This window comes from Bartonella sp. AD13SXNS (assembly GCF_042196465.1).
Classification (GTDB): Bacteria; Pseudomonadota; Alphaproteobacteria; order Rhizobiales; family Rhizobiaceae; genus Bartonella.
In genome coordinates this window covers 104,883-129,082 of record NZ_JBHIQI010000002.1, presented here as the reverse complement: position 1 = coordinate 129,082, position 24,200 = coordinate 104,883, and the positions used below count along the sequence as shown (strand labels likewise).

At 38.3% G+C, this 24,200-nt stretch carries 19 protein-coding genes; 7 read left to right on the top strand and 12 right to left on the bottom strand.

The features are described 5' to 3' along the window. Nucleotides 1–91: 91 nt before the first annotated feature. The 4 genes from ACFIMQ_RS02580 to ACFIMQ_RS02565 are packed head-to-tail and all read right to left on the bottom strand — an operon-like array spanning nucleotide 92 to nucleotide 6,923. The gene (locus tag ACFIMQ_RS02580) at nucleotides 92–2,188 is read right to left on the bottom strand and encodes a glutamine amidotransferase (protein WP_375703322.1); all 2,097 of its coding nucleotides are present in this window, start codon (nucleotides 2,186–2,188) and stop codon (nucleotides 92–94) included. Further along, a complete protein-coding gene (locus tag ACFIMQ_RS02575) occupies nucleotides 2,185–4,983 on the bottom strand; it encodes a DUF4159 domain-containing protein (protein ID WP_375703321.1) in 2,799 nt (932 codons plus the stop codon). Before ACFIMQ_RS02575 ends, ACFIMQ_RS02580 begins: the two co-directional genes overlap by 4 nt. After that, nucleotides 4,980–5,891 (bottom strand): DUF58 domain-containing protein, encoded by a 912-nt coding sequence (locus ACFIMQ_RS02570; RefSeq protein WP_375703320.1) that lies wholly within the window; start codon nucleotides 5,889–5,891, stop codon nucleotides 4,980–4,982. Before ACFIMQ_RS02570 ends, ACFIMQ_RS02575 begins: the two co-directional genes overlap by 4 nt. After that, the gene (locus ACFIMQ_RS02565) at nucleotides 5,892–6,923 is read right to left on the bottom strand and encodes an AAA family ATPase (RefSeq protein ID WP_375703319.1); all 1,032 of its coding nucleotides are present in this window, start codon (nucleotides 6,921–6,923) and stop codon (nucleotides 5,892–5,894) included. A gap of 250 nt (nucleotides 6,924–7,173) precedes the next feature. Here ACFIMQ_RS02565 and ACFIMQ_RS02560 point away from each other — a divergent pair, with 250 nt between their 5' ends. Further along, entirely contained in the window at nucleotides 7,174–8,427 is a 1,254-nt protein-coding gene (locus ACFIMQ_RS02560) for a CCA tRNA nucleotidyltransferase (RefSeq protein ID WP_375703318.1), read from the top strand. 485 nt (nucleotides 8,428–8,912) lie between these two features. Here the strand turns inward: ACFIMQ_RS02560 and ACFIMQ_RS02555 are convergent, their stop codons facing one another. After that, nucleotides 8,913–9,389 (bottom strand): tRNA (cytidine(34)-2'-O)-methyltransferase, encoded by a 477-nt coding sequence (locus ACFIMQ_RS02555; RefSeq protein WP_375612986.1) that lies wholly within the window; start codon nucleotides 9,387–9,389, stop codon nucleotides 8,913–8,915. A gap of 721 nt (nucleotides 9,390–10,110) precedes the next feature. Between ACFIMQ_RS02555 and petA the strand changes: the two genes are divergently transcribed. The 4 genes from petA to ACFIMQ_RS02535 all read left to right on the top strand — a co-directional run bounded on the left by petA (nucleotide 10,111) and on the right by ACFIMQ_RS02535 (nucleotide 13,363). Further along, nucleotides 10,111–10,659 carry a ubiquinol-cytochrome c reductase iron-sulfur subunit gene (gene petA, locus ACFIMQ_RS02550; RefSeq protein WP_375703317.1) on the top strand — a complete coding sequence of 183 codons (549 nt, stop codon included), beginning with the start codon at nucleotides 10,111–10,113 and terminating at the stop codon, nucleotides 10,657–10,659. Between the two features lie 4 nt (nucleotides 10,660–10,663). Continuing rightward, complete coding sequence (locus ACFIMQ_RS02545) at nucleotides 10,664–11,920, top strand: cytochrome bc complex cytochrome b subunit (protein WP_375616064.1); 1,257 nt, start codon at nucleotides 10,664–10,666, stop codon at nucleotides 11,918–11,920. Continuing rightward, a complete protein-coding gene (locus ACFIMQ_RS02540; RefSeq protein WP_375703316.1) occupies nucleotides 11,914–12,810 on the top strand; it encodes a cytochrome c1 in 897 nt (298 codons plus the stop codon). Before ACFIMQ_RS02545 ends, ACFIMQ_RS02540 begins: the two co-directional genes overlap by 7 nt. A 112-nt stretch (nucleotides 12,811–12,922) precedes the next feature. Then, entirely contained in the window at nucleotides 12,923–13,363 is a 441-nt protein-coding gene (locus ACFIMQ_RS02535) for a PRC-barrel domain-containing protein (protein ID WP_375616066.1), read from the top strand. Between the two features lie 155 nt (nucleotides 13,364–13,518). Here the strand turns inward: ACFIMQ_RS02535 and ychF are convergent, their stop codons facing one another. Further along, nucleotides 13,519–14,622, bottom strand: coding sequence for a redox-regulated ATPase YchF (gene ychF / locus ACFIMQ_RS02530; RefSeq protein WP_375616067.1), 1,104 nt, complete (start codon nucleotides 14,620–14,622; stop codon nucleotides 13,519–13,521). Between the two features lie 270 nt (nucleotides 14,623–14,892). On the opposite strand from ychF, the gene ACFIMQ_RS02525 reads away from it, so the two are divergent. Next, nucleotides 14,893–15,633, top strand: a complete 741-nt coding sequence (locus ACFIMQ_RS02525) for a L,D-transpeptidase (protein WP_375616068.1) — start codon at nucleotides 14,893–14,895, stop codon at nucleotides 15,631–15,633. Between the two features lie 416 nt (nucleotides 15,634–16,049). On the opposite strand, the gene pth is transcribed toward ACFIMQ_RS02525, so the two are convergent. Together pth and ACFIMQ_RS02515 are read right to left on the bottom strand one after the other, a co-directional pair. Further along, complete coding sequence (pth, locus tag ACFIMQ_RS02520; RefSeq protein ID WP_375616069.1) at nucleotides 16,050–16,625, bottom strand: aminoacyl-tRNA hydrolase; 576 nt, start codon at nucleotides 16,623–16,625, stop codon at nucleotides 16,050–16,052. Between the two features lie 76 nt (nucleotides 16,626–16,701). After that, on the bottom strand, nucleotides 16,702–17,331 hold the full coding sequence (locus ACFIMQ_RS02515; RefSeq protein WP_375616070.1) for a 50S ribosomal protein L25/general stress protein Ctc: 630 nt from the start codon (nucleotides 17,329–17,331) through the stop codon (nucleotides 16,702–16,704). 287 nt (nucleotides 17,332–17,618) lie between these two features. Between ACFIMQ_RS02515 and ACFIMQ_RS02510 the strand changes: the two genes are divergently transcribed. Next, nucleotides 17,619–19,118 (top strand): helicase HerA domain-containing protein, encoded by a 1,500-nt coding sequence (locus ACFIMQ_RS02510; protein ID WP_375703315.1) that lies wholly within the window; start codon nucleotides 17,619–17,621, stop codon nucleotides 19,116–19,118. Here ACFIMQ_RS02510 and ACFIMQ_RS02505 read toward each other — a convergent pair. The 4 genes from ACFIMQ_RS02505 to lgt form a co-directional block, all read right to left on the bottom strand. Beyond that, on the bottom strand, nucleotides 19,115–20,047 hold the full coding sequence (locus ACFIMQ_RS02505; RefSeq protein WP_375703314.1) for a ribose-phosphate pyrophosphokinase: 933 nt from the start codon (nucleotides 20,045–20,047) through the stop codon (nucleotides 19,115–19,117). The two genes, ACFIMQ_RS02510 and ACFIMQ_RS02505, sit on opposite strands and share 4 nt — an antisense overlap. Nucleotides 20,048–21,108: 1,061 nt before the next feature. Next, on the bottom strand, nucleotides 21,109–21,891 hold the full coding sequence (gene pgeF / locus ACFIMQ_RS02500; RefSeq protein WP_375703313.1) for a peptidoglycan editing factor PgeF: 783 nt from the start codon (nucleotides 21,889–21,891) through the stop codon (nucleotides 21,109–21,111). Between the two features lie 102 nt (nucleotides 21,892–21,993). After that, entirely contained in the window at nucleotides 21,994–23,073 is a 1,080-nt protein-coding gene (locus ACFIMQ_RS02495) for a class I SAM-dependent methyltransferase (RefSeq protein ID WP_375616073.1), read from the bottom strand. Continuing rightward, the gene (lgt, locus tag ACFIMQ_RS02490) at nucleotides 23,048–23,926 is read right to left on the bottom strand and encodes a prolipoprotein diacylglyceryl transferase (protein ID WP_375616074.1); all 879 of its coding nucleotides are present in this window, start codon (nucleotides 23,924–23,926) and stop codon (nucleotides 23,048–23,050) included. The genes ACFIMQ_RS02495 and lgt overlap by 26 nt, the downstream gene beginning before the upstream one ends. Nucleotides 23,927–24,200: the final 274 nt, after the last annotated feature.

Sequence of the window (24,200 nt, the reverse complement as noted above, 5' to 3'; positions counted from 1 at the left end):
ATCAAACTGTTTTATAATTATAAAAGACACGTAAACACGTAAAAGGATAAACTCAATTTAAAAAAACCAATTATACTAAATTTCAGATTTTTTAACGACCTTCACGATACCACATGCTGCTCAACAGTAAAAGGCAGGCAAGCAGTGCAAAAAAGCCAGAAAATATCGAAAAATAAAAGGTATTGATTAAACGGGTTTCGGTCGCTTCTTTCAGAACAATTGAATGTGCTGGGGAAGAGGACGGATTTGTTTTTGATTGAATCAGCTTGAATGGAGGAAGATGAAAATTTTCTTTTCCCTCAGGGTGTAAACGTCCGATGTAGCCACCAGTGTGCTTAATAATGGGGGCTAGTTTTTCTTGTGTTGAAATCAAGTCAAACAACTCAAGATTATCGAGCATCCCTACAGAAGAAAGTATTGTTAAATCGCCATTTTTAATGGTAAAAACTCCTGTCTCATTAGTGGTCACAGTTGCAGTAAAAAGGCCTTCTTGTTCTTTGGTGAGAGTAATATTTTCTTTTTTTCCAGAGGGAAAGATTATTTCGACGGGCTCTGGACGCTCTTTGAGGGTTTGGCGGCGAATTGTTAAATGATGATTACTGCTGGTCGCACTTAATTTTTCTTCTTCAAGTTCTGGTTCTTTCATAAGCCAATGGGCAATTCGTCGATAAAGAGCAGCATAAGGACCTCCGCCTTCGAAACCTCTAGCCCAAAGCCAACTTTCATCGGAAAGCAATATGCCTACACGCCCTTTATCAACATGGGAGAGAATTAAAAGTGGTTGTTCATTGGCTCCTTTCATGAGGGCGATTCCGTTGTTTATATTTTGAATAGCAATTTGTCGCAACCATTGTCCCCATTGAGAAGCGGGAAAGTTAAGTGTTGCTAGACCCCTTGTGACAGGATGGCGCTCACCTTCTTTGGTTAATGTGGGGCGAAAAGGTTTTTCAATAATAGTTCCATTGGGCAATGCCGGTAGAATGCTTATTAAAGGTGTTTTTGCAAGTGAGTTTTTTTGGGTAAATTCAGGTCCTGTTACCATCAACAATGCACCACCTTTTTGTACATATTGGGCGATATAATCATAATAGATTAAGGGTAGAACAGCAGAGTGCTGGTAGCCATCAAGGATGATGAGATCAAAGTTATTAATCTCTTCAACAAAGAGTTTTCTTGTGGGAAAGACCACTAAGGATAATTGGCTTAAGGGCGTATTATCTGCTTTGGTGGGGGGACGCAAAATAGTAAAGTGCACAAGATCAATATTGGAGTCACCTTTCAAAAGGTCACGCCATGTCCGTTCTCCATTATAGGGGGCACCTGAAATAAGAAGAACGCGTAAATTTTCTCTGATTCCTTCAATGGTTGTTATGGCACGGTTGTTTTCAAAGCTTAGTTCACCTTTGTATCGATCTGTTATCGCTTGGATAATATTTTTTTCAGCATGAGGAAGGGTAATTTCAGTTTGAAAAATGATTCCAGGAGTCACAGAATAATGGCCAACTTCTTGTCCATTGACACTTACCGTAATATTGGCTTTCTGTGGTATTGTTTCTTGGGGGATGCCTTTATCTTCTACCAAAATAGAGAGCATTTGTGGTTTATTGACAAGGGCAAAGCGTGGAGGAGAAATAAACTTTATTTGGCGATCAAATTCATTTGAGTGTCCTGTGATTAGAGCATTGAGAGGTGCGTCATGATAAAGATCTGAAAGGTCAGGGACGTCATGCACTTGTCCATCGGTGATAAAAATGGTTCCTGCATAACGAGAGAACGGTACATCAGATAGTGCTTGTGTTAAAGCATCAAACAAATTCGTTGAGGGCGCATATTGATTATCAGCAAGTTTTCCAGCTTCAATAAAGCGTGGTTCAAATTGTGGATAATGCGCCAATGTTTTAATTAATTGCGTGCGTGCTTCATTACTATCGTTTGTCCGTGTTCCAAATGTTTGGCTTTTGCTGCGATCAATGACAATACCTACTGTGCTTTTCAGTGGTTCGCGCTGTTCTTTTATGATCATTGGATTGAGCAAAGCAAGGATGAGGGAGCTTAATGCCATCAGACGAAATAAAGAGCCTTGACGCTGCGTAACAAGATTAACACCGACAAAAAGAAAGGAGATTCCACTTAAAAGTAGAATCCAAAAGAGTGGTAAGAAAGGCTGAAAAGTGAAAAATGGTATCATTGCCTTCTTTCTCTTTTAAAGCGTTCCAAGAGCGCTGGAACATGAACTTGGTCCGCTTTATAGTTTCCTGTAAGCACATAAAGGACAATATTTAAACCAGCGCGAAATGCCCATAGACGTTGCATTGGATCATTGGGAACAAGGGGATATTTCCATGCTCCTTTTTCATCGAGTGCCCAAGCACCGGCAAAATTATTGGCGGTGATGAGAAGGGAACTTACGTTATCACCACTGGCAAGAGAATTTTTATTTTTTTTGTTTGTTGATGAGGATTCAACCCATAAAGGTGAACCACGGTAGAGACCAGGAAAATCTGGCATAATATAAAAGGAACGTGCAACAACGTGATCTGTTGATGCTGGCTCGATGGATGGAATATTTAATCCTTTTAAGATGGTTCGTAATCTTTGCGTTTCTGGAGTGGCATCTCCTTCAAGATTAAGGTTGCTCTTTATCTGATCGCGTGTGTCAAATAAAATTGTTCCCCCATGTTTCATAAAATTATTTATTTTTTCAAGGCTTTTGGGAGTTGGTATAGGACTCTCAATATCAATTGGCCAGTAAATAAGAGGGTAAAAGGAGAGTTCATCTTTATCGAGATCAAGTGCTGTAACAGAGCCAGGGGAGAGCATTGTGCGCTCTGCGATAAATTGGCTTAAGGCTTCTAGACCACTTTTACTCGTTGTATCAATTTCACGATTGTTGGTTATAACGTAGGCAAGATGTGTTGCGCCAGCGGCTTGTACACTATCATGATGATTTTCTGTCGTTTGTGCATGAAGAATTGGAGCATATGCAAACAAGGCAATAAGAATTATGAGAGGGAGGAAAAACATATTATGCCGTTTATTGAAAGAAAAAATACCTCCCATCCATAAAATGAGAAAATTATCAAAGGCGAATAATAAGATGGCTAATCCTAAAAGTGGACCGGTAAGATTTTTTTCTTTTGTATCGTAAGATAAAGGACTCTTGTTAAGAGAAGGTGGCAATGATGATTGTTTCACCAAGCGCGATGAATGAGTTAAGAGATTAAGCGCATAAAAATCGTTTTTGACACCATAAAGTCCTGGTGGAGTATGATAGGAAGGACGGGGTGGATTTTGAGCATCAAAGACCAGTGGAATAACATCAGAGGGCGGGACTTGTAATTGTCCGTCAGCTGCTATAGTTCGCCAAGGGCTTTGTACCACTGTTCTTTTTTCTCTATGTGTTGGGTTTGTATTTTCATAGGTGCTTAATGTGATTAGTTTTTGCAACATTTGTGCAAAAAAGCCAGAAAGAGGAAGATTAGACCATGTAGGATCAGGGGCAATATGAATAAGAATGAGGGTTCCTTTACCACGTTTTTCTGCTGTAACAAGAGGGGTTCCATCTGAAAGGCTAAGCCATGTTTTTTCAAAAAGATCTGGGGTTGGTTCTGCCAAGATTTGGCGAGAGACAGTAACATCTTCTGGAAAAGGAAGATCAAAGAAAAAGCTATTTTTTGCAAAAGGTGCAAGCTTTTGTGGTTTTGTCCAAGACATAATACTTCCAAGGGAACGTTGACCTGGGCGCAGTGGTATCGGAAGAAGGTTATCGTAATGTTCTGCGCTACTGAGTTTTTCTCCTGCAAAGCGGATGAGTGTTCCCCCTTTATTCACAAAATCAGAAAGTTTTTTTTCTGCTTTTGGGGGTATGTTAACAATGTCACCCATAATCAAAACAGATGGATTTTGTTTAAGCAAATGATCAATATCCGTTGAAAGCTCTCTTCCACCGGCTGTTATAAGCTGTGTATGACCTTGTAATGCTTTGATAATATAATAAAATGGAGCAAGTAAAGGCTGTGCCATTTCATTGGTATCTGGTGAGAGAAGAGCAACACGGCTTATCCTGCTATGGCTATCCACCAAGAAGGTTGCGGCAGCATGGTTTTGATTATTCATCTTTATCCAAGCGATATCATTGCGGATTTCAAGTGGGATATCAAAAGGAACAAGTGCTGTTGTTTCTCCTTCAGAGAAATTTTTCGTAAATTGACCGAGAAGATGATTATTTGAATCGTAGAGGCTGAGTGTAGCGGGAGTTTTGCCGTGTGTTATTGAGCGGATAATACGCGCGACCATGTTTCCATTGTTATTTTCTATAGATGTTATGCCGGTTAAATCGGAAATATCAGCCAAATACCATAAGAAGTTTCTAGGTTTTAATTTTTCAAGAAGAGCAAAAGCTTGCTCATCTTCATTTGTTTGTAATCCATCACTTAAATAAGCAATATCAAGAGGTTTTCCTTTGGTTATTTCGCTGAGTTTTTTGAAGGCATGCACACGGTTGACAGGCCAAGGATGCGGTTGCAAATGCATTAAATGCTGTTTTATAATCTTTGCTGCTTGAGGCTCTATATTGGAGATATCATTTTCAGCCGTTGCAACAAGATAAATATTTTTTTGCTGTTTTTCTGCTTGTGCAAGGAGCATTTCAGCGATAGAGATGCGTTTTTTCCATTCTTTTACAGATGCCCAACCATTATCAATAATGAGTGCAAGGGGTTGAGACCCGGAAAAGCTTATTGGTTTTTGATTCCAAGTGGGGTGGGCTAAAGCTATGATAACAAGTGCCGCTATGGTTAAACGCAACAAGAGCAACCACCAAGGTGTATGTTTTGCGGTTTCTTGTTGATGAGTTGGTTTGGGTAAGAGGCGTAAAGGAGGAAAAAGCTCTTTACGCGGAGATGGAGGGGTTATCCGCAATAGCCACCAAATAACCGGTAGGAACAAAAGCCCTAGTAACACAAAGGGAGCAGCAAAACTCAAAGTGCCCTCCTTTTTTGCAATGGAGAGTCGCCCATTATATTTGCAAGATGCAAAATGGTTTCTGTTAAAGGTTGATCTGTTGTATTGACGTGATAAGACCATCCTTGGCGTGCGCAAAAATTTACCAATTCTTGTCGCCGTGCTTGATACAGCTTACAATAGCTGTTACGAAGATCTTCTGCTTTAGTGGAAACATGTTTCTCTTTCGTTTCAGGATCAAAAAATTCTGTACGACCTGCATAGGGAAAATTTTCTTCTGCGGGATCAGCAATCTCAATTAAATGCGCTGTCACCTTTTTTGTAGTTAAAACGGTTAAATGTTGGATGATTTTTTCAGGATGGTCGAGAAAATCACTTATTATAATGACATGTGAAAAGCGTGTAATCGTTGAAAAATCCGGAAATGAATTTTCATCTGAATGATTTTCTAAAGCGAAGGCTATTCGTTCTACGACATTGGATGCCATTGTGGGAGGCATTAAGTTGGGAATAGCGATGTGTTCGCCGCTGCGTGCAAGAAGTGATGCCAAGGCAAGGGTAAGAATGATGGCATGATTGCCTTTAGAGATTTTAGAAAAGCGTGAACAATAATGCATTGATGCGCTTTGATCAGGCCAAAGCCAAACGGTTTGTGTCATTTGCCATTCATGCTCACGTAGATACGTATTTTCATCCCGTGCTGAACGACGCCAGTCAATGCGGGTAATAGATTCTCCTTTAACATAGGGACGAAATTGCCAAAAATTTTCTCCATTACCACGTTTACGTTGTCCATGCCATCCGGTTATCAGTGTATTGGCGATATGACGTGCTTGTAGAAGGAGATAGGGCATTTTGCCAATATCCTTATGCATTTCAGCTGCCAACAACAATGGAGGCTTTTGTAAAACTTTTTTGCCAAGTGCCATTCAAAGAGCATCTTTCACAAGGTTATTGATAATATCTTTTACGGTTATATCTTCAGCATGTGCGGAGAAATTGAGCGCCATGCGGTGTTGTAATACGGGATAAGCCAATGCTTCAACATCGTCAAGTGAGGGAGCTAAGCGTCCATAATAAAGAGCACGAGCGCGAACACAAAGTGAAAGGGCTTGTGATGCTCGTGGACCAGGGCCCCAAGAAACATAAGTATTGGCAAGGCCATTGTCTTTATGAGGGCGCGCGGATCGGACAATTTTTAAAATAGCCTCGATAACATTTTCTGAAAGGGGCATTTTACGAACGATATTTTGAATTTTTTGCAATTTTTTGGCGGATAAAATTGGTTTTGCATTTGATTTTTTTTCTTTTGTTGTTTCTAAAATAATCCGCCGCTCTGTTGTAAGATCAGGATAGTCAATATCGATTTGCATTAAAAATCGATCCAATTGTGCTTCAGGAAGTGGATAGGTTCCTTCTTGTTCGAGAGGATTTTGCGTTGCAAGAACATGAAAAGGTTGTGGCAAATCATAACGGGTACCTGCAACGGTAACATGATATTCTTGCATAGCTTGTAAAAGAGCTGATTGTGTTCGTGGAGAGGCACGATTGATTTCATCGGCCATGAGAAGTTGCGTGAAAATAGGACCTTGAACGTAGCGAAAAGAACGTTTACCTTCTTTATCGGAATCCATAATTTCAGAACCAATAATGTCCGATGGCATTAAGTCAGGAGTAAATTGGATGCGTTTTTCATCAAGCCCTAAAACTGTTCCCAATGTTTCAACAAGACGTGTTTTAGCAAGTCCTGGAGCGCCGACAAGAAGAGCATGACCACCAGCAAAAATAGCAACTAAAGCATATTCAATCACATGACTTTGCCCAAAAATAACTTTGTCAATTTCTTGTTGCAGAATATCCAATTCTTTATGGGCTGTATCAATATCATCAATAATTACTTGGGCCTCATGATTGGTGTTAACCTTTTTCACAGAATTGGGTGACAGATCACGTTGACTCATATTTTTTCCTTAAGGTGTTTGTCGCAAAAATAGTAATTTTCTCTGCATGATAATGGATATCTTATTGTTTGTAACAGAAAATGAAAAGAAAAGAAGTATCATATACCGTTTTTTTCATATTCTGTGTATAGAAGAGAACAGTTTCTTTGGAAGGAATAGGCGTGTTTTTTATAAGGGATATCTTAAAAAGCTTATTTTATGAAGAGAGTTTTTTAAAGCAATAAAGACAGATTTTTTGAAAGGTTAAAGGGTGAATATGAAGCAGGACTTCAAACAGGTTGCGTGGTTGCAACAAAGCGATATCCAAACGCTTCTTCGTGTTTTGTCTTTGGAGGGCGAAGAGGCGCGTATTGTAGGGGGAGCGGTACGTAATCAACTGCTAGGGCAACCTATTAGTGATATTGATATTGCCACAACCTGCTTGCCACAACAGATTATCACGCGTGTAGAAGAAGCAGGATTTAAAGCTATTCCTACGGGGATTGCTTTTGGTACAATAACAGTGGTTGCTCATTCATGTTCTTATGAGGTTACAACGCTTCGCTGCGATATTGAAACGGATGGTCGTCATGCAAAAGTGGCCTTTGGTCGTGATTGGAAAAAAGATGCTGAACGGCGGGATTTTACGATAAACGCACTTTATTGTGATGCTTATGGCAACCTTTATGATGATGTGGGAGGTTTGAGTGATATAGCTAGCCGAACAGTTCGTTTTATTGGGGTTGCAGAAGATCGCATTTGCGAAGATTATTTGCGTATTTTACGGTTTTTTCGCTTTTTTGCGTGGTATGGAGCGGGGCGCCCTGATGTGCAAGGATTGAAGGCATGTGTTCGTTTAAAACACGGTTTAAAAAAACTTTCCTCTGAGCGTGTTTGGGCAGAAATGAAAAAGCTTCTTACGGCGTTTGATCCAACGCGTGCTCTTTTATGGATGCGACAAAGCAGAATTTTGACACTCCTTTTTCCTGAAACAGAAAAATGGGGCATTGATGCAATTCACGCATTGGTGAAAACGGAACAGGCTCTTGGTTGGAAAGTTGATCCATTATTACGGCTAGAAAGCCTTCTTCCTCCTGACACCGTACGTCTTCATGAAATGGCACAGCGCTTGCGTTTTTCCCATAAGGAAACAACGCGATTAAAAGAATGGGCAGAGTTAGAAATAATAAACCAAAACTGTTCTGATCATTTTGTGCAAAAACTGATTTATTTTCATGGACGACAGCCAGTTTTAGATCAATTATCGTTGTCTGTCGCTGCATCACATCTTGATCATCTGGAAAAAAGTGATGCTTTGCAAAAAGCAGAGGGTTATGTCAAGCTTTATCAATTTGCCCAAAAATGGCAAATTCCAACTTTTCCTATTAATGGTAACGATTTAATAAAGAAAGGTTTTACAAAAGGTGTACTTTTAGGAAAAAAGCTTAAAGAGCTAGAAATGATATGGATTGAAAGCGGATTTTTAATGGATCGTCATGCACTATTAGAAAAAATTGATTTATAATATTTCTGTTTATAAACTCACTGTTGTTTATATTTTTTAAGTCAATATATTAATTTATAATAATCATTATTCATGTGAAATAAGAGTTCACAATACTGTAAGGTTATTTCAAACCTGTTCATATTACATCAATCAAAGTTATTGCCTTACACGTCACAAGTGAGGAAAAATGATTACAGAGAGGAAAAATGTCTCTTATGAATCATCTCAAAGATAAGGATTCTCGAAAATGAGAACGAATAAAGAGAATAGTGGTAGCGGTTTGCACCTTGTATGACCATAAAGAGGGGGATGTTCACTGGATTTTTACTATGAGGAGTATTTAATCATTCATAGGTGGTGATATGAGGTGATATAAAATGGATGTGATGGGCACTAAGAAATGTTTATTTTACCAGCACTTAATTGTTGGAAAATGATAGGCATTATACGCTCTAACTGTTCTTTATATATTGTATTATTGTTTTTCGTGATAATTTATGTTTTTATAGATTACAGTTTCTTTCATGATAACCAATTTGGCGTAATGCTTCTCCTGTTGTTATGGCTACGCTCATGGCGAGATTTAGAGAGCGTGCCTGTGGTTGCATGGGAATTTTTAATGTGTAATCGGCCGCTTCATGAACATAATCGGGAACGCCAGCTGTTTCACGACCAAAAAGTAAAACATCATTTCTTTGATAGCATATCTGCGTATAGCATGTTTTTGCTTTTGTACTTAAAAGCAACAGGCGGCGGTTAAAGTGTTTCATGGAGCTTATAAAATGTTGCCAATCAATGTGTCGTTCTAAGGAAGCATATTCGAGATAATCCAATCCTGCGCGTTTGAGATTACGATCCGACAGATTAAAGCCTGCAGGTTCAATAATGTGCACATGTAAACCAAAGCAAGCGCTAAGACGTAAAATCGTTCCAGTATTACCAGCAATATCAGGTTGGAAAAGAGCTATATGAAGTGTCATGTTCTCTATAATATGATTTTTCTTTCGACTTTGTAAAGAAGCACCACAATTTATTCGAAAAATATGCTTTGAGAAATACATGTTTTTTACGGTTCATTTTTATTCCCTTTAAATTTCAGGGAAAAGTTATGTATACAGGTCTGTTTGGGATAAGAGAAAAGCTCCCTATTAGGGACTTCATTTTATTGAGCGATCCATGAAATGGATTGGCTCATGTTGAAAAGTAGGATATTTAATAAGATTAGATCATCCATTTTAATTAAAATCAACAAAATATGCTTTTTATGCAAAAACAGAAGCGAAAAAAATACTCATGTAACCAGTTGGAATTGAGGGAGGGAGAGATGCTGTAAATATGTTAAAGAAATAACCGATAAGCTCAACTTATTTACTGAGATATGGTCATAACAAGACTATGTTTCTTTCTTTAGGAGTGTTTATTTACATGCTATCTCTGATTTCACGGGCGGGGGAGTATTTTTGATTGATTAATATGAATAGATTTGAAATAAAAGAAACTCACAGTGTTTAGGGATTTCATTCACTCTGTAAAACGATGAATTATCATTATAAAACAGTTTTTTGTATAAACCATACAAATGGCAAGAGTTTTTTACGGGGACAATTTCATGGTTAAGGCAACTGAATGATCAGGCATTGTACAATGGGGGAGGGTATGTTAAAAAAATATTTTAGCAAAATGTCTCTTTAAGTTAAGGCAATGGGTAAGCAGACGAGACGGGATTTTCTGTTTTTGGTAACAGCTGTTGCAGGAGCAGTTGGAATGGGGGTGGTTGCGTGGCCTTTTGTCCGTCAGTTTCGTCCAGATGAAGCTGTTTTGGCATCTTCCTCTGTTGAGGTTGATCTTTCTGGTATTGAAGAGGGGATGTCGGTAACGGTAAAGTGGCGAGGACAGCCTGTTGTTATTCGAAATCGTACGGCAAAAGAAATTGCTGATGCGCGCGCTACTGAATTGAGACTTCTAAAAGATCGTCAAGCGCGCAATCCTAATCTTGAAGGTGAAAAGGAAGCAACAGATTTTGCGCGTTCAGCAGGTAAAGGACGTGAAAATTGGCTTATTGTTATTAATCTTTGTACGCATCTAGGCTGTGTAACACTTGGGCAATCTGGGAAATTTGGAGGGTGGTTGTGTCCATGTCATGGGTCTGTTTATGATACAGCTGGAAGAGTGCGGTCGGGTCCAGCTAACTATAATTTGGCTATTCCTCCTTACCAATTTCTTTCTGATACTTTGCTCAAAATAGGATAAGGTTATGACAAGGTTTTCTCCTTATTGTCCTAAAAATGCACTTGCCCGTTGGTTTGATAAGCGTTTTCCTCTTCCTCGTTTTTTTTATAATGCATTTGTGATTTTTCCTGTTCCGCGTAATCTTAATTACTTTTATACATTTGGCGGTATTTTGACCATTATGCTTGTGTCACAGCTTTTGACCGGTATTGTCTTAGCAATGCATTATGTTCCAGATATTCATTTGGCTTTTGAAACGGGAGAACGTTTTCGGCGTGAAGGGCAATTTGGTTGGCTTTTTCGTCCATGGCATTGTGTAGGCTCTTCATTTTTTTTTATTGCCGTTTATATCCATTTGGCGCGCGGACTTTATTATGGTTCTTATAAAAATATGCGAGAAATGGTATGGGTCACAGGTATTTTTATTTATATCATCATGATGGCAATAGCGTTTTTTGGTTATGTGCTTGTTTGGGGGATGATGTCTATTTCAGCTGCTTCAGTGATTGCAGGGCTTTTTAAAACGATTCCTTTAGTGGGGTCATGGTTGCATGAGACACTTCTTGGTGGTTATGTCGTAGGACAACCAACGTTGAATCGTTTTTATGTTTTCCATTATGTTTTATCATTTGTTTTGCTTCTTTTTGTGGGGCTTCATATTTGGGCAATTCATTGTGTTGGGCAAGGAAATCCAACGGGTCTTGCTATACAGTCAGATAAAGAAACGGTTCCATTTTCGCCTTATGCACTGATCAAAGATATTTTTGCCATTACTGTTTTTCTGATCTTTTTTGCTTGGTTTTTGTTTTATATGCCCGATTATATGGGGCAGGCTGAAAATTATAGTGTGGCAGATCCTTTAAAGGCACCTCTTCGTGTGGTTCCAGAATGGTATTTTTTGCCTTTTTATGCGATGCTTCGTGCTATAACTTTTGATATTGGTATTTTCTCTTCAAACTTTGTTGGCTTTGTTTTATTCGTCAGTTCGATTTGCATTTTAATTTTTGTGCCATGGTTAGACCGCTCTAAAATATGTTCAGCAAGATATCGACCTGTTTATAAAATTTTCTTTTGGGCGTTGGTTATTGATGTCGTTTTTCTTGGTTGGTTGGGGTCAAGAGAAATAAGTGACAAAATTCTTTTATGGACACAATTGGCTACGGTTTATTATTTTATATTCTTTTTGGTTATTTTGCCGATTTTGCCCACGTTTGAAAAAAATTATTCTCTTCCTTCTTCAATTATGCAAGATCTGAAACAGAAAAAAAATAGATTATGGTAAATATTTTTGTTGGATTGATTGTTATTATTACTATGAGCTTTTCTGTTCAGAGTTTAGCCAGTAATGCCTCTGATCAATCTGATCAAGAGGAGAAATTTAGTTCTTTTCCTTTACGGATTCCGAAAAAACAAGAATGGAGTTTTTCAGGGCCATTTGGGCTTTATGATAAGGCGCAATTAAGGCGTGGGTTACAGGTTTATAAACAAATTTGTTCCAGCTGCCATGGATTAAAATATGTGGCTTTTCGCAATTTAAAAGCTCTTGGGTATGATCAAGAACAGATTAAAGTTTTGGCGGGGCAGTATGAAGTGCGTGATGGTCCTAATCGAGAAGGAAAATTTTTTAAACGTGCTGGGGTTGCAACGGATTATTTTCCTTCTCCCTTTGCGTATGAAGAAGAAGCAAGACAGGTTTTGAATGGTGCTTATCCTCCAGATTTGTCATTGATGGCACGTGCACGTGGTGTATCTTTACCTTTTCCTGCTTTAATTACGGATGTTTTGACTCATTATGATACGGCTGGTCCAGATTATATTACAGCTCTTTTAACAGGATATCAGGAAGCGCCGAAGAAGGTAAAAGTTGCTGATGGTTATTGGTATAATCCTTATTTTATTGCCAGTAATTTTTTAACTATGGCACCTCCTTTGAGTGATGGTGTGGTTGCTTATGAAGATGGAACCCCAGAAACCATTGAACATTACGCCCGTGATGTTTCTGCTTTTTTGATGTGGGCTGCCGATCCTCATATGGAAATTCGTAAAAAAACCGGTTTTCGTGTTATTTTATTTTTAATCATTTTTGCAGGGCTTGTTTATATTTTAAAAGGTCGTATTTGGCGTAGTTTAGAAGAAGAGTTTGAGAAAGAAACAAAAGATGAAATAAAGTAAGAAGGATAAGGCGACTGGTTTTGAAAGAGTATAAAAAACATAAGGAACAAATCTGTTTATAATGCATTGAGGTTTTATAAAGTAAAAGCAAAGTAAAAACGGAGATGTTAAAATGAAAAAAATTGCATGTACTACTCTTATGTCAATTTTGATGATTTCTAGTACTTATGCGCAGTCTTTTGAAGGACCTTCTAAACCTGAAATGATTTCTTCGACAGGTATTGTACAGGTAGGGATAGATAATTCTGTGCGTTATGTAACACCTTTAGCAACGGATTTTGTTGCTTCTAGCCTTATAGGTGCTAAGGTATATAATATAGAAGATGAAAATATTGGTGAAGTAAAAGATATTATTTTACGTGAAAATAATATTGCGGGATTTGTTGTTGCAGTTGGTGGTTTCCTTGGTATAGGGGAGAGTTATGTGGTCGTTTCTCCAGAAACAATCCAGATGACAAATGATTATGGTAAGTGGAAACTTATTACAAATGCGACAAAAGATTCTTTAAAGGACGCTCCAACATTTAAATACGAAGGGCGGTGGACGCGCTAATTTTATATTTCCATTCTTGAATGGATAAAACAGTTGCTGTCACAATAATGATAGCACCTGTTTTTTGTTCAGGAGACCTTTGGGAATTTTTGCGGTAAGCTCTCATGAACTTAATACAAAATTTTCAAGATAAAATATTAAAGGAGAGTGAAGATTTAAGTATTATGTTTAAATAACATAATATCACCGTCTTGCACGATGTATTCTTTTCCTTCATCGCGGGCTTTGCCTGCCTCTTTTGCACCGCTTTCTCCACCCAGAGCAATATAGTCATTGTAGCTGATGGTTTGTGCACGAATGAAGCCGCGCTCAAAATCTGAGTGAATAACGCCAGCTGCTTGGGGAGCTTTGGTACCACGCGCAATTGTCCATGCTCGCGTTTCCTTAGGTCCACAGGTGAAGTAAGTAATGAGATCAAGTAAATGATAACCAGCGCGAATAAGGCGATTTAAACTTGGTTCAAAGAGTCCTAGAGCATTGAGATATTCTGAGGCTTCAGCATCACTCAGTTGCGTGATTTCCGCTTCGATAGAAGCCGAAATGATAATGCTTTGCGCATTTTGCTCTGTTGCCATTTTTTCAACTGTTTGGGTAAAACTATTGCCATGAGCGGCGTCATTTTCGCTTACGTTGCAAACATAAAGTACAGGTTTGGAGGTTAAAAGATTTAAACTTTTAAGAATGTTCTGTTCATCAGAAGAGATATCTTTGAGTAATAAGCGGATAGGGTTTCCCTGTTGCAGTATGTTTAATGCTTTTTCCATAATGGGTAGAATTGTAAGGGCTTCTTTGTCTTTTCCAGTTGCCCGTTTACGGATTTGTACGATTCGTCTTTCAAGACTTTCAAGATCTGCAAGCATGAGTTCGGTTTCAACCGTTGTTGCATCACTAACAGGATCAATACGTCCTTCTACGTGGGTAATATCTTCGTTTTGAAAACAGCGTAAAACGTGGACAATGGCATCGACTTCACGGATATTGGCTAAAAATTTATTCCCTAAACCTTCGCCTTTTGAGGCTCCTCGTACCAACCCCGCAATATCAACGAAGTTAATGCGTGTAGGAATCGTTTCTTTTGAACCAGCAATTGATGCAATTTTTTCCATTCGTAAATCTGGAACAGCAACTTCACCGGTATTGGGTTCAATGGTACAAAAAGGATAATTGGCAGCCTGTGCAGTGGCTGTTTTTGTTAATGCATTAAAAAGAGTTGATTTCCCAACATTAGGTAATCCGACAATACCACATTTAAAGCCCATGAGAGTCTTTCTTTTCTATTGATTTTATGATCAAGATAAAGCTTCTTTTTTATAGCATATTTTCAGAAGAGTTATAGTCTTTGTATTGCAATAAATGAGAAAAAAGTCTACAATAACAGACAATCTACTTTTTTATCTTTTAAAATTCTTCTTATCTTAATTACTTTCTTAGTTTCAAGAATAAGAGAACTTCAAATTAGTGTTAATAGTGTGCTAAGTTTTTTGTGGTACGGAAATCTGCATAAGTAATTAATCGGAGAAAATAGAAGAGTGTTATCTCGTTGTACCTTTTTAATTTTAGCACTTTTAGCTTTGGCTGGGTGTGCTACACATCCGTCAGATATATCGTCGGTTCCTGTTCAACAAATTCGATACATTCCACCAGAGATACAGGCTTTGTACGGTCCTGTAACGAATGAGGCTTATTTGTTACCTGCTGTTGATCTTGCGACAATTGATCCAAAGTTTTGGCGACAAGAAGTGCTTTATTATACATCTTATCCTCCTGGAACATTGGTTATAGATACGGAAGAATGTTTTCTTTACCTTATTGGTGAAAATGGGAAAGCTTTACGTTATGGGATTGGAGTCGGTAAAGAAGGACTAGCATTTGAAGGTGAAGGGGTTGTACAGCGCAAGCGTCGGTGGCCTAATTGGGCTCCTACTGCAGCAATGATGGCTCGAGAGCCAGAACGTTATGGTCATTTAGGGAAAGGAATGCCTCCAGGCCCCGATAATCCATTGGGCGCACGGGCACTCTATCTTTTCAAAAATGGAAAAGATACACTTTTCCGTATTCATGGCTCACATGAATCTTGGTCAATTGGGCGTGCTATTTCAAGTGGGTGTATCCGTTTGCTCAATCAAGATATTATTGATCTTTATAATCGTGTTCCCGTTGGTTCGCGTGTTGTGGTGTTGCAAAACAATAGGAGTAACCCTACAGTTTACAGTCAGCAATTAAATGGCTACGATCCACTACAATCAACCATTCAGCCGGATGATTTTTAATTTGAGGGAGAAGATTGGAGAGGACCATTGAGTATTTTGGTTTGCTGTTCAATCTTCTCTTTCTTCAAAAAAGAGTATAGACCTCTTCTCTGTTTCAAAAGATATGTACAAATATCATTATTCTATTTTCTAGTTTTCATATTTTCCCAACAGATTTTGCCTTTGAGGAAATTCATAAGAGGCATTTTTCTTTCTTTTTTCAAAAGTTTTTATCCATATGTCTTCCAACTTGTGAGGTGTAAGCCAATGGTTTTTATTGTTTCATTATCAATAGATTTAAAATAAATCTTGTGATATTTGGCATTTCTATTCAAGAATATAAAACAATTAATTTTTTATAAATCAATAAGTTATATGTAAAGATTCTATAGAGAAGGGTTGATTTTTTTGTTGATGAGAGAAATAAGCTGTTAGGGTTAGTTCTTATTTTTTATTGTTTGTGAAATTTCATTCATAAAGAGAGATTTGTCATCTTTTATGAGAAGAGAAGTATTTTTTGCAATTGCCTCTAAGAGAGGAGGAAGCCATTCTTGATCAGATTTGGTAAAATTTCCTAAAACATGCTGATGAACAAGTTCTTTGCTTCCAGGATGACCAATTCCTATGCGTATACGGCAATAATTAGTACCACAATGGGTATCAATGGATTTAATACCATTATGTCCATTATTTCCTCCACCAATTTTTACACGGACTTTTCCCGGAGGCAGGTCTAACTCATCATAAATGATGATCAAATTCTTCAAATCTAATTTATAAAATCGCAAAGCTTCACCGATCGCTTGACCAGAGCAATTCATAAAAGTTTGCGGTTTTATAAGAAAAATTTTCTCATTATCTATGAAACCATTGGAGATTTCTGCTTGAAACTTTTTCGACCATGGAGAAAAAGAAAAAGATTGGTAAATGGCATCAACAGCCATAAAACCGATATTATGGCGGTTATTTTGATATTGTAAACCAGGATTGCCAAGACCAGCAATAAGCCACATGTGTATCTTCAGTCAAAGTATGAGTAAAGGTAATGTCTCATAAATTAAGGCGGAAAAAATTTCCGCCTTTTGAGTTTTATGAAGTTTGCGTGTCTTCATCATCATTTTCTTGTTCAGAGGTTTCATCGCTGATATCCATGCCAGCAGGAGCTGCAATGGTTGCAATGGTAAAATCGCGATCTTGGATGATGGGAGTCACATCTTTGGGCAGTTGCACTGCTGAAATGTGAATAGAATCACCGATAGAGTAGCTGGAGAGATCAATTTCAATAGCTTCAGGAATAGCACTTGCTGGAGCTGTACATTCAATTTCGTGCCGAACAATATTGAGGACACCACCCTTTTTAAGTCCAGGTGCTGTATCTTCATTGAGGAAGTGGACAGGAATATTCACTTCTACAACGGATTTTGCTGAAATGCGCAAAAAGTCTACATGGAGGGGAAAGTCACGCACGGGATCTAATTGATAATCTTTTGGCAAAACCATAATTTTTTGCTTGTCAAGAATAATCGTTGCAATGGTGGTGCGAAAGCCACCAGCATGAATTTTGTAGAAAATTTCTTTATAGGGAACTGTTATTGCCAAAGGTGGTTGTTTTTCACCATAAATGACAGCAGGAATAAGACCGTTGCGGCGAAGTTCACGGGAGGACCCCTTACCAACCCGCTCGCGTTTTTCGGCCTTAAGAGTGTAGCTTTTGCTCATAATTTAAGTCCTTTTTACATGATTGGAGATCCTTCAAAAACAATAATAGTTTTTGCATGGATATGAAGATATGCGCTGATAAGCAGCGATTGCTCCATTCTGCGTTGCCTCCAAGGGTGTCTACGCAGAAGTTTGTTCTATAATTCAAACTATTCATAGATGCAAGAGTTGTGGGAAAAATCGATGATTTCTATCGTTAAAAAAGAGGAAATGTTACACATTATGGTACGGGATGGAGAATCAACCAATATGCGCTGATATGTTCAAAATCAAACACTGGAGATGTTATGAAGGTTGAGATTGCCTTGGGTGAGATATCAGAGAGTCGTGCTTTGCATAAATCGATGCCAGCACTTCTTGACTTGGAAGAATTATTGGCGACACGTCTTCTTGTACAAGGTAATTCTGGTTCAGGAAAATCACATCTTTTACGCCGTCTTTTGGAGCAAAGTGCTCAGTGGGTGCAGCATTGTGTAATTGATCCAGAAGGCGATTTTGTAACTTTGGCAGATAAATTTGGTCATGTTATTGTAGAGGCTCAACGTAGTGAATTAGAATTGACTCGTATTGCCCATCGCATTCGACAACATCGAGTTTCAGTGGTATTTAATCTTGAAGGCTTGGATACTGAACAACAGATGCGTGCTGTTGGGGCTTTTCTTGGGGCACTGTTTGATGTGGAACGTGATTATTGGTATCCTATGCTTGTCGTTGTCGATGAAGCACAATTGTTTGCTCCAACTGCGGCAGGAGAAGTTTCTGATGAAGCACGTAAGATTTCTCTTAGTGCTATGACCAATCTTATGTGTCGAGGACGTAAACGTGGTCTTGCTGGTGTTATTGCGACACAACGTTTGGCTAAGCTTGCCAAAAATGTTGCTGCTGAAGCTTCAAACTTTTTAATAGGGCGGACTTTTTTAGATATTGATATGGTGCGTGCTGCTGATCTCTTGGGAATGGAGCGTCGTCAAGCAGAAATGTTTAGAGATCTTGAGCGGGGAAATTTTATCGCTTTAGGTCCCGCTTTATCACGACGTCCCTTACCAATCATTATTGGTTCTGTTGAAACTTTGGCACGCTCTTCTAGTCCTAAATTAATGCCACTTCCAACAGAGCGGGATGATGTGCAAGAGCTCGTTTTTACTGCTTCACCAGAGGAAATTTTAACGCCATTTAAACAAACACGAGAGCCGATGAGGGAAAAATCAATGCACGAGATGTTAGAGGAGGTAGTACATAAAAAACAAGAGCTGTTGGAAGAAAACTTGAGTTTATTTCCTGAACTTTCTGATGTTGAGCGTGACGGCCAAGCAGAACATATTATTCGGGAAGTTCTTGAGGATTCTGAGGCTTTTTATCGTTCAACAGCGGTGCTTTATCAAGATTTTTCAGTTCGTTGCCGTATCCATGGTATGTCAAAGGTTCCTTTTAATCTTTCACAATTTCGGCGTAAATTGGCTATTGCTCAGGCTTTTGTTGATGAACAAACGGCTGTCAGTGAACATTGGAAACATATTTTGCAGATATCAGAAAGTTTGGAAGAAGATGTTCAAGGAGTCTTCTTGAACGTGGCTCAAGCCGCATTGGGCGGAAAACCTTGTCCATCCGATGCATTTTTAGCACGTCTTTATGGGACTCATTCTTTAAGCCGCGTCCGTCGGCTTTTAACCTACTTTGAAGAACGCGGTCTCATTGTTATTCATACGCATTTTAGTGGCCAACGCATTGTTGCATTTCCTGATCTTGGTGTTGAAACAGCACCAGGAGATCCCAAGGAACCACTTTAACCAAATAAGCTTGAAACGGATTGTTCTGCTGCTGTCCTTGCTATTGCTTCCCCAATGAGATCGGCAATGGGTAAAACACGAATATTATGTGCTTCCTCAATGGCTTGTGTTGGCATGATTGAATCTGTAATAACCAGTTCCTTCATTTCTGAATTGGTAATTCGTTCGATTGCATTACCAGAAAGAACGCCGTGCGTGATATAAGCCGTGACACTATTGGCACCATGTTTAAGCAAAGCACTTGCAGCATTGCATAAAGTTCCACCTGAATCAACAATATCATCAAGCAAAAGACAATCTTTTCCCGATACATCTCCAATAATATTCATCACCTCTGATTCACCGGGGCGTTCGCGACGTTTATCTACAATAGCGAGCAAACTGTTCAAGCGCTTGGCAAGCGAGCGAGCACGGACTACACCACCCACATCAGGTGAAACAACAATAACATTTTCAAGAGAATAATTCACTTTGACATCGCGAGAAATGACAGGAACAGCATAGAGATTATCTGTAGGGATATCAAAAAAACCTTGAATTTGTCCTGCATGAAGATCCAATGTTAAAACGCGATGAGCGCCTGCTTCAGTAATGAGATTGGCAACAAGTTTTGCCGAAATGGGAGTTCGTGGTCCAGGTTTTCGATCTTGGCGGGCGTAGCCAAAATAGGGTATTACCGCTGTAATACGACGCGCAGAAGAACGACGAAGGGCATCAATCATGATGAGCAATTCCATCAAATGATCATTTGCGGGATAGGATGTGGATTGCAAAACAAAAACATCTTGTCCACGTACATTTTCGTGTAATTCTACGAAAATTTCTTGATCAGCAAAACGCTTTACAGTTGCCTTGCCTAAGGGAATGTTCAAATAATTTGTAACATCTTCAGCTAGGCGTGGATTAGAATTTCCGCAGAAAAGTTTCATAGTAGAACCTCTGAATAATTATGGTGAGAATGCGAAACGGTTTTTAATTTCTTTTTATTAAATTGCAAGAAAACAATTACAAAACCATTACAATTTTATTGATTATTGTTAAAGAGCTATACGGTGTGTTTTCTTTTTTCAAAAATTTTTGTTTTTTGTAGAGTTTATTCTTGAAATTGTAAGAAAAACAAAGGATGTGATTTATTTGCACGGTGGGTATCTGTGATAGAGAAAAACTTATCCATTTATCTGTTTTGATTATTGGCTAATGAGATTGCTTAAAGAGTTTTGTTAAAAAATCTCATTTAAATGCATATATTCTTTTATTTTAAAAATGAGACAGTTCATAGCACGATGAATTTTATTGCATAATTTAAAAATATTTTTCATCTCTATATATTATTCGTTTTAAATATACTCTTGCCTATCATGATGCGTGTCATGTTTTTTATTTCTGTTGGTATCTTTAGGTGTTTTCTAAAACGATGTGTTGTTGTTTGTAGATGTCGTGAAGGCAGTGAAGATATTTTTAATCATCCAATTTAGTCTTTTCTATAATGACTTGATATAGAAAACAGCTCTAATGATATTTTATGTTTAAATAATTCCTTGTTAAAGCACATTATAAACAAACATTGAAAAGAAGCGTGCGCTTATGGAGTAACAAGCCGGCACCATCGTTATATTTGCCTGCTCCCAATGTTGCGACAGATCTTGCATTAAGACGGTTCATAAGAGCCATTTTAGTCCTTTCTTATATAAATTTATCCATACGCCAGCCCCGCTTGTAATGTGCAAGCGAATAGTTTTGATTGATTCAAGATAAGCAGGTTTGAAATGAGAGAATCTTGCGATATTCGGGTCTCTCATTCAACATACAAAATAGTAAATTATTATTATCAATCAAAGTCTTGTAGTTTTTATTTCTCATCACTACAGTTTTTATACCTTGTGTAGCCAATAAGAATTTTTATGAAAAAACATAGTACATAAAGAGCTTATTTATTTTTTATTGGCGTTATTTTGTTTGCAGGTTTGATCTTTTTGTGAGACAAAAATACTTATTGCAGCATAATAGCAGAAATTTGCCGTCCGTAATCGGGTTCGTTGCGGTGTATTGCACGGCGATAAGAAAAAAAATGCTGTTCATCTTGATAGGTACAAAGCTCTACACAAGAAGCATTAACGCCTGCTTCTTTGAGTTGATTTATAATAAATGCCCATAGATTAAAGCGAAAATGATTGACTTTTTCTGTTTTTAAAAAATATTTTTGAAATTTGCTATGGCACTCCATAAATTGGTTATAAAATTCACTTGTTACTTCGTAGTGGCATGGACCAATACAAGGTCCAAGAACTGCTGTTATTGATTGTCTTTTAGCTCCGTGCTTTTCCATAACAGCAATTGTTTTCTCGATAATTCCATTTAAGCTTCCTCGCCAGCCAGCATGAGTTGCAGCGATGACACCGGCTTGTGGATCAGCAAACAGAATAGGTCCACAATCTGCTGTAAGAACCCCAATAACGAGTCCTGGTGTGGTCGTAACAAGAGCATCAGCTTTAGGAGGTTCACCGATAATTGCTTGATGAGCTACAACAACGTTACAGGAGTGTATTTGATTGACCGTGACTAAATTTTGTACCTCAATAGAAAAATAGTCGGCAATCAAAAGACGATTCTGTACGATATGTTCAGGTTGATCATTTGAACTTTTCCCGACATTAAGGCTATGATAAAGATTTTTTGAAACACCACTTTGTCGTGTAAAAAATCCATGTTTTATCCCATGGGTGTGTAAAGTAGAAAGGTTTTTTGCGAGGATAGGATGAGGGGTAGGTTTCATAAAAGTTCCTTATGGGGATTATTTGAAGTGAGGGTGGAGATGCTCATATTTGTCAATGAATATTTCAGATAATGATGTGCTTATTGACAAAAGCGCCGATCATTAAAATTGAGGAGGTATGGGGATATTTTTATCACTGAAATATAAAACTTTAAATAATTTTCCCATTTGATCTGGACCAGCGAGCCGTTCAATGTCTTGGCGGATTTTGTCTTGCAAAGGAGCGCTTTTTCCCGTTCCAAGCTGTTTTGCACGCTCCAGTAGCCCCATTTTAAAAAGAAAATCTCCTTGCTCGAAGATTTCAGCAAAACAGCCCTGTTTAAGAGCGATGTTTTTTAAAAAAGAAAAATCAACATGGGATGTTAAATCATGTTGACCAGGGGCATCAAAAACATCACGAAATCTATGTTTTGAGAGTGCTTGCAAGGTATCGCCAAAGGCAAGCTCACAAGCACCATAGTCAATAAGTAAAGCAGAACCTGTCACTTGCACTAAATGGTGGCTGATTTGTTGCATGAATTGATGCCGTAAGGGCGCATGTTCAAAAATTGTTCCGTCAGGCACTTTAGAACAATAGGTTTGTAGACAAGAAGAGGGAAGTTTATGCGGAGCAGCAATAAAGATGAAATCTCCATTTTGATTGACTGTAATGCGGCGCTCTTTCCATTCTCCATTGACTTTAATATATTGGTTGATAGGGAGTGTATCGAGAAATTCATTAGCAATGAGGAAGAGAGGTTTTGGAGGAATTTGATTAAAATTTTCAATGCTATGGATTTGTTTTTGATAAGAGAAAAGACGTTTTTTTTGTTCTTTTGCGAGTTTTTGGCTTATTTCGATCAGAAAAATTTCAGCAGCATTAAATGCCGTTTGAGAGAGCTTTTGGATGGTTCGTAAAATGTCATCCATCAAAGTTCCTCGTCCTGGACCTATCTCAGCGAGGATAAAAGGATGAGGACACCCTTGAGCTTTCCAGCTTGCAAGAGTCCAAATGCCAATCATCTCTCCAAATAATTGGCTTATTTCAGGTGCTGTAATGAAATCACCAGCATGTCCAAAAGGGGTTTGTGTGTGATAATAACCAAATTGGGGATCGGTGATTGCCAACGTCATATATTGGCTAACAGTGATTGGTCCATTAAGGGCAATAATTTCTTTAATTTTTTCTTTGAGATTGGCCATTTTCTGTCGGTTTATATTTAAAGGCGTGGAGAAGAAGATAAAACCCTACAAGAAGCATGGGAAGAGATAAAGCCATGCCATAGGTAAAACCAGTAGAATGGAAAAGGGTGGAAAACCATTCTGGATCTTCTTGAGGTGCACGGTAAATTTCAGAAATGCTGCGCGCTATTGCATAGCCTATAATAAATATTCCTGATACAGTACCGGGACGTTTTAATGCTTTGAAACCAAAAATAAGAAGACACAGGATGATGAAGAGAAGAAATCCTTCCATGAATGCTTCGTAAAGTTGGCTTGGATGGCGCGGTAGATAGTAAGGGTCGAGAGGAAAACAAACAGCCCAAGGATATGTGGTAATATTGCCCCATAATTCTTGATTGGTGAAGTTGCAGATTCGTACAATGCCGATACCAATAGGAGCACCCGCAGCAATGATATCAAACATGGCTCGTATATCGATATGATTTTTACGAGCAAACCAGATCATTGCAATGGTAATGCCAATGAGTCCGCCATGAAAGGACATTCCCCCATTCCATATGGCGATGATGGCACTTGGATGGTTAAAATAGTAAATAGGATCCCATACAAGGACTTGTCCTAAACGTCCTCCAACAACAATACTGATGGCAGACAAAACAACAAAATCTCCGAGCTTCTCTTTATCCATAGGAGGGTGGTTTTTATGCCATAGAGATATTTTTTTTAACAATTTTTGCGCATACCACCAAGCAAAAAGAATACCCACAACGTAACCAAGTCCATACCAATGAAGTGCTATAGGACCTAGCTGGATAATGACAGGATCAAGAAAAGACGGAAAAGCAATGGCTGGACAGGCGAGATTGTTCATGAATTAAGCATTTTACATTATATGAGATGAATATGAAGTGACTCTAATGATCAGAAATGACAGATGAATGCACAATGGTCAAGTCAGGAGAGAGGCAAGTTAGAAAGGGCAATAGATTTCCACTAGTTTATCGTGGTAAAAAAATATGGTAATAAAAGGAATATAAAAATTAAACAAAATCGTTATAAAAGATCTGCACAGGAGGGTGAAAATAGGGTAAAAGGAACAAATTACAGTATCTAAATGTTATGAGAATACGCTATATAATGCGTGC

Excerpts from the sequence above, each read along its gene's own strand:
- ACFIMQ_RS02580 (WP_375703322.1), bottom strand. The coding sequence starts at position 2,188 with ATGATACCATTTTTCACTTTTCAGCCTTTCTTACCACTCTTTTGGATT.
- ACFIMQ_RS02570 (WP_375703320.1), bottom strand. The coding sequence starts at position 5,891 with ATGGCACTTGGCAAAAAAGTTTTACAAAAGCCTCCATTGTTGTTGGCA.
- ACFIMQ_RS02565 (WP_375703319.1), bottom strand. The coding sequence starts at position 6,923 with ATGAGTCAACGTGATCTGTCACCCAATTCTGTGAAAAAGGTTAACACC.
- ACFIMQ_RS02555 (WP_375612986.1), bottom strand. The coding sequence starts at position 9,389 with ATGACACTTCATATAGCTCTTTTCCAACCTGATATTGCTGGTAATACT.
- petA (WP_375703317.1), top strand. The coding sequence starts at position 10,111 with ATGGGTAAGCAGACGAGACGGGATTTTCTGTTTTTGGTAACAGCTGTT.
- ACFIMQ_RS02545 (WP_375616064.1), top strand. The coding sequence starts at position 10,664 with ATGACAAGGTTTTCTCCTTATTGTCCTAAAAATGCACTTGCCCGTTGG.
- ACFIMQ_RS02540 (WP_375703316.1), top strand. The coding sequence starts at position 11,914 with ATGGTAAATATTTTTGTTGGATTGATTGTTATTATTACTATGAGCTTT.
- ACFIMQ_RS02535 (WP_375616066.1), top strand. The coding sequence starts at position 12,923 with ATGAAAAAAATTGCATGTACTACTCTTATGTCAATTTTGATGATTTCT.
- ychF (WP_375616067.1), bottom strand. The coding sequence starts at position 14,622 with ATGGGCTTTAAATGTGGTATTGTCGGATTACCTAATGTTGGGAAATCA.
- pth (WP_375616069.1), bottom strand. The coding sequence starts at position 16,625 with ATGTGGCTTATTGCTGGTCTTGGCAATCCTGGTTTACAATATCAAAAT.
- ACFIMQ_RS02515 (WP_375616070.1), bottom strand. The coding sequence starts at position 17,331 with ATGAGCAAAAGCTACACTCTTAAGGCCGAAAAACGCGAGCGGGTTGGT.
- ACFIMQ_RS02510 (WP_375703315.1), top strand. The coding sequence starts at position 17,619 with ATGAAGGTTGAGATTGCCTTGGGTGAGATATCAGAGAGTCGTGCTTTG.
- ACFIMQ_RS02505 (WP_375703314.1), bottom strand. The coding sequence starts at position 20,047 with ATGAAACTTTTCTGCGGAAATTCTAATCCACGCCTAGCTGAAGATGTT.
- pgeF (WP_375703313.1), bottom strand. The coding sequence starts at position 21,891 with ATGAAACCTACCCCTCATCCTATCCTCGCAAAAAACCTTTCTACTTTA.
- ACFIMQ_RS02495 (WP_375616073.1), bottom strand. The coding sequence starts at position 23,073 with ATGGCCAATCTCAAAGAAAAAATTAAAGAAATTATTGCCCTTAATGGA.
- lgt (WP_375616074.1), bottom strand. The coding sequence starts at position 23,926 with ATGAACAATCTCGCCTGTCCAGCCATTGCTTTTCCGTCTTTTCTTGAT.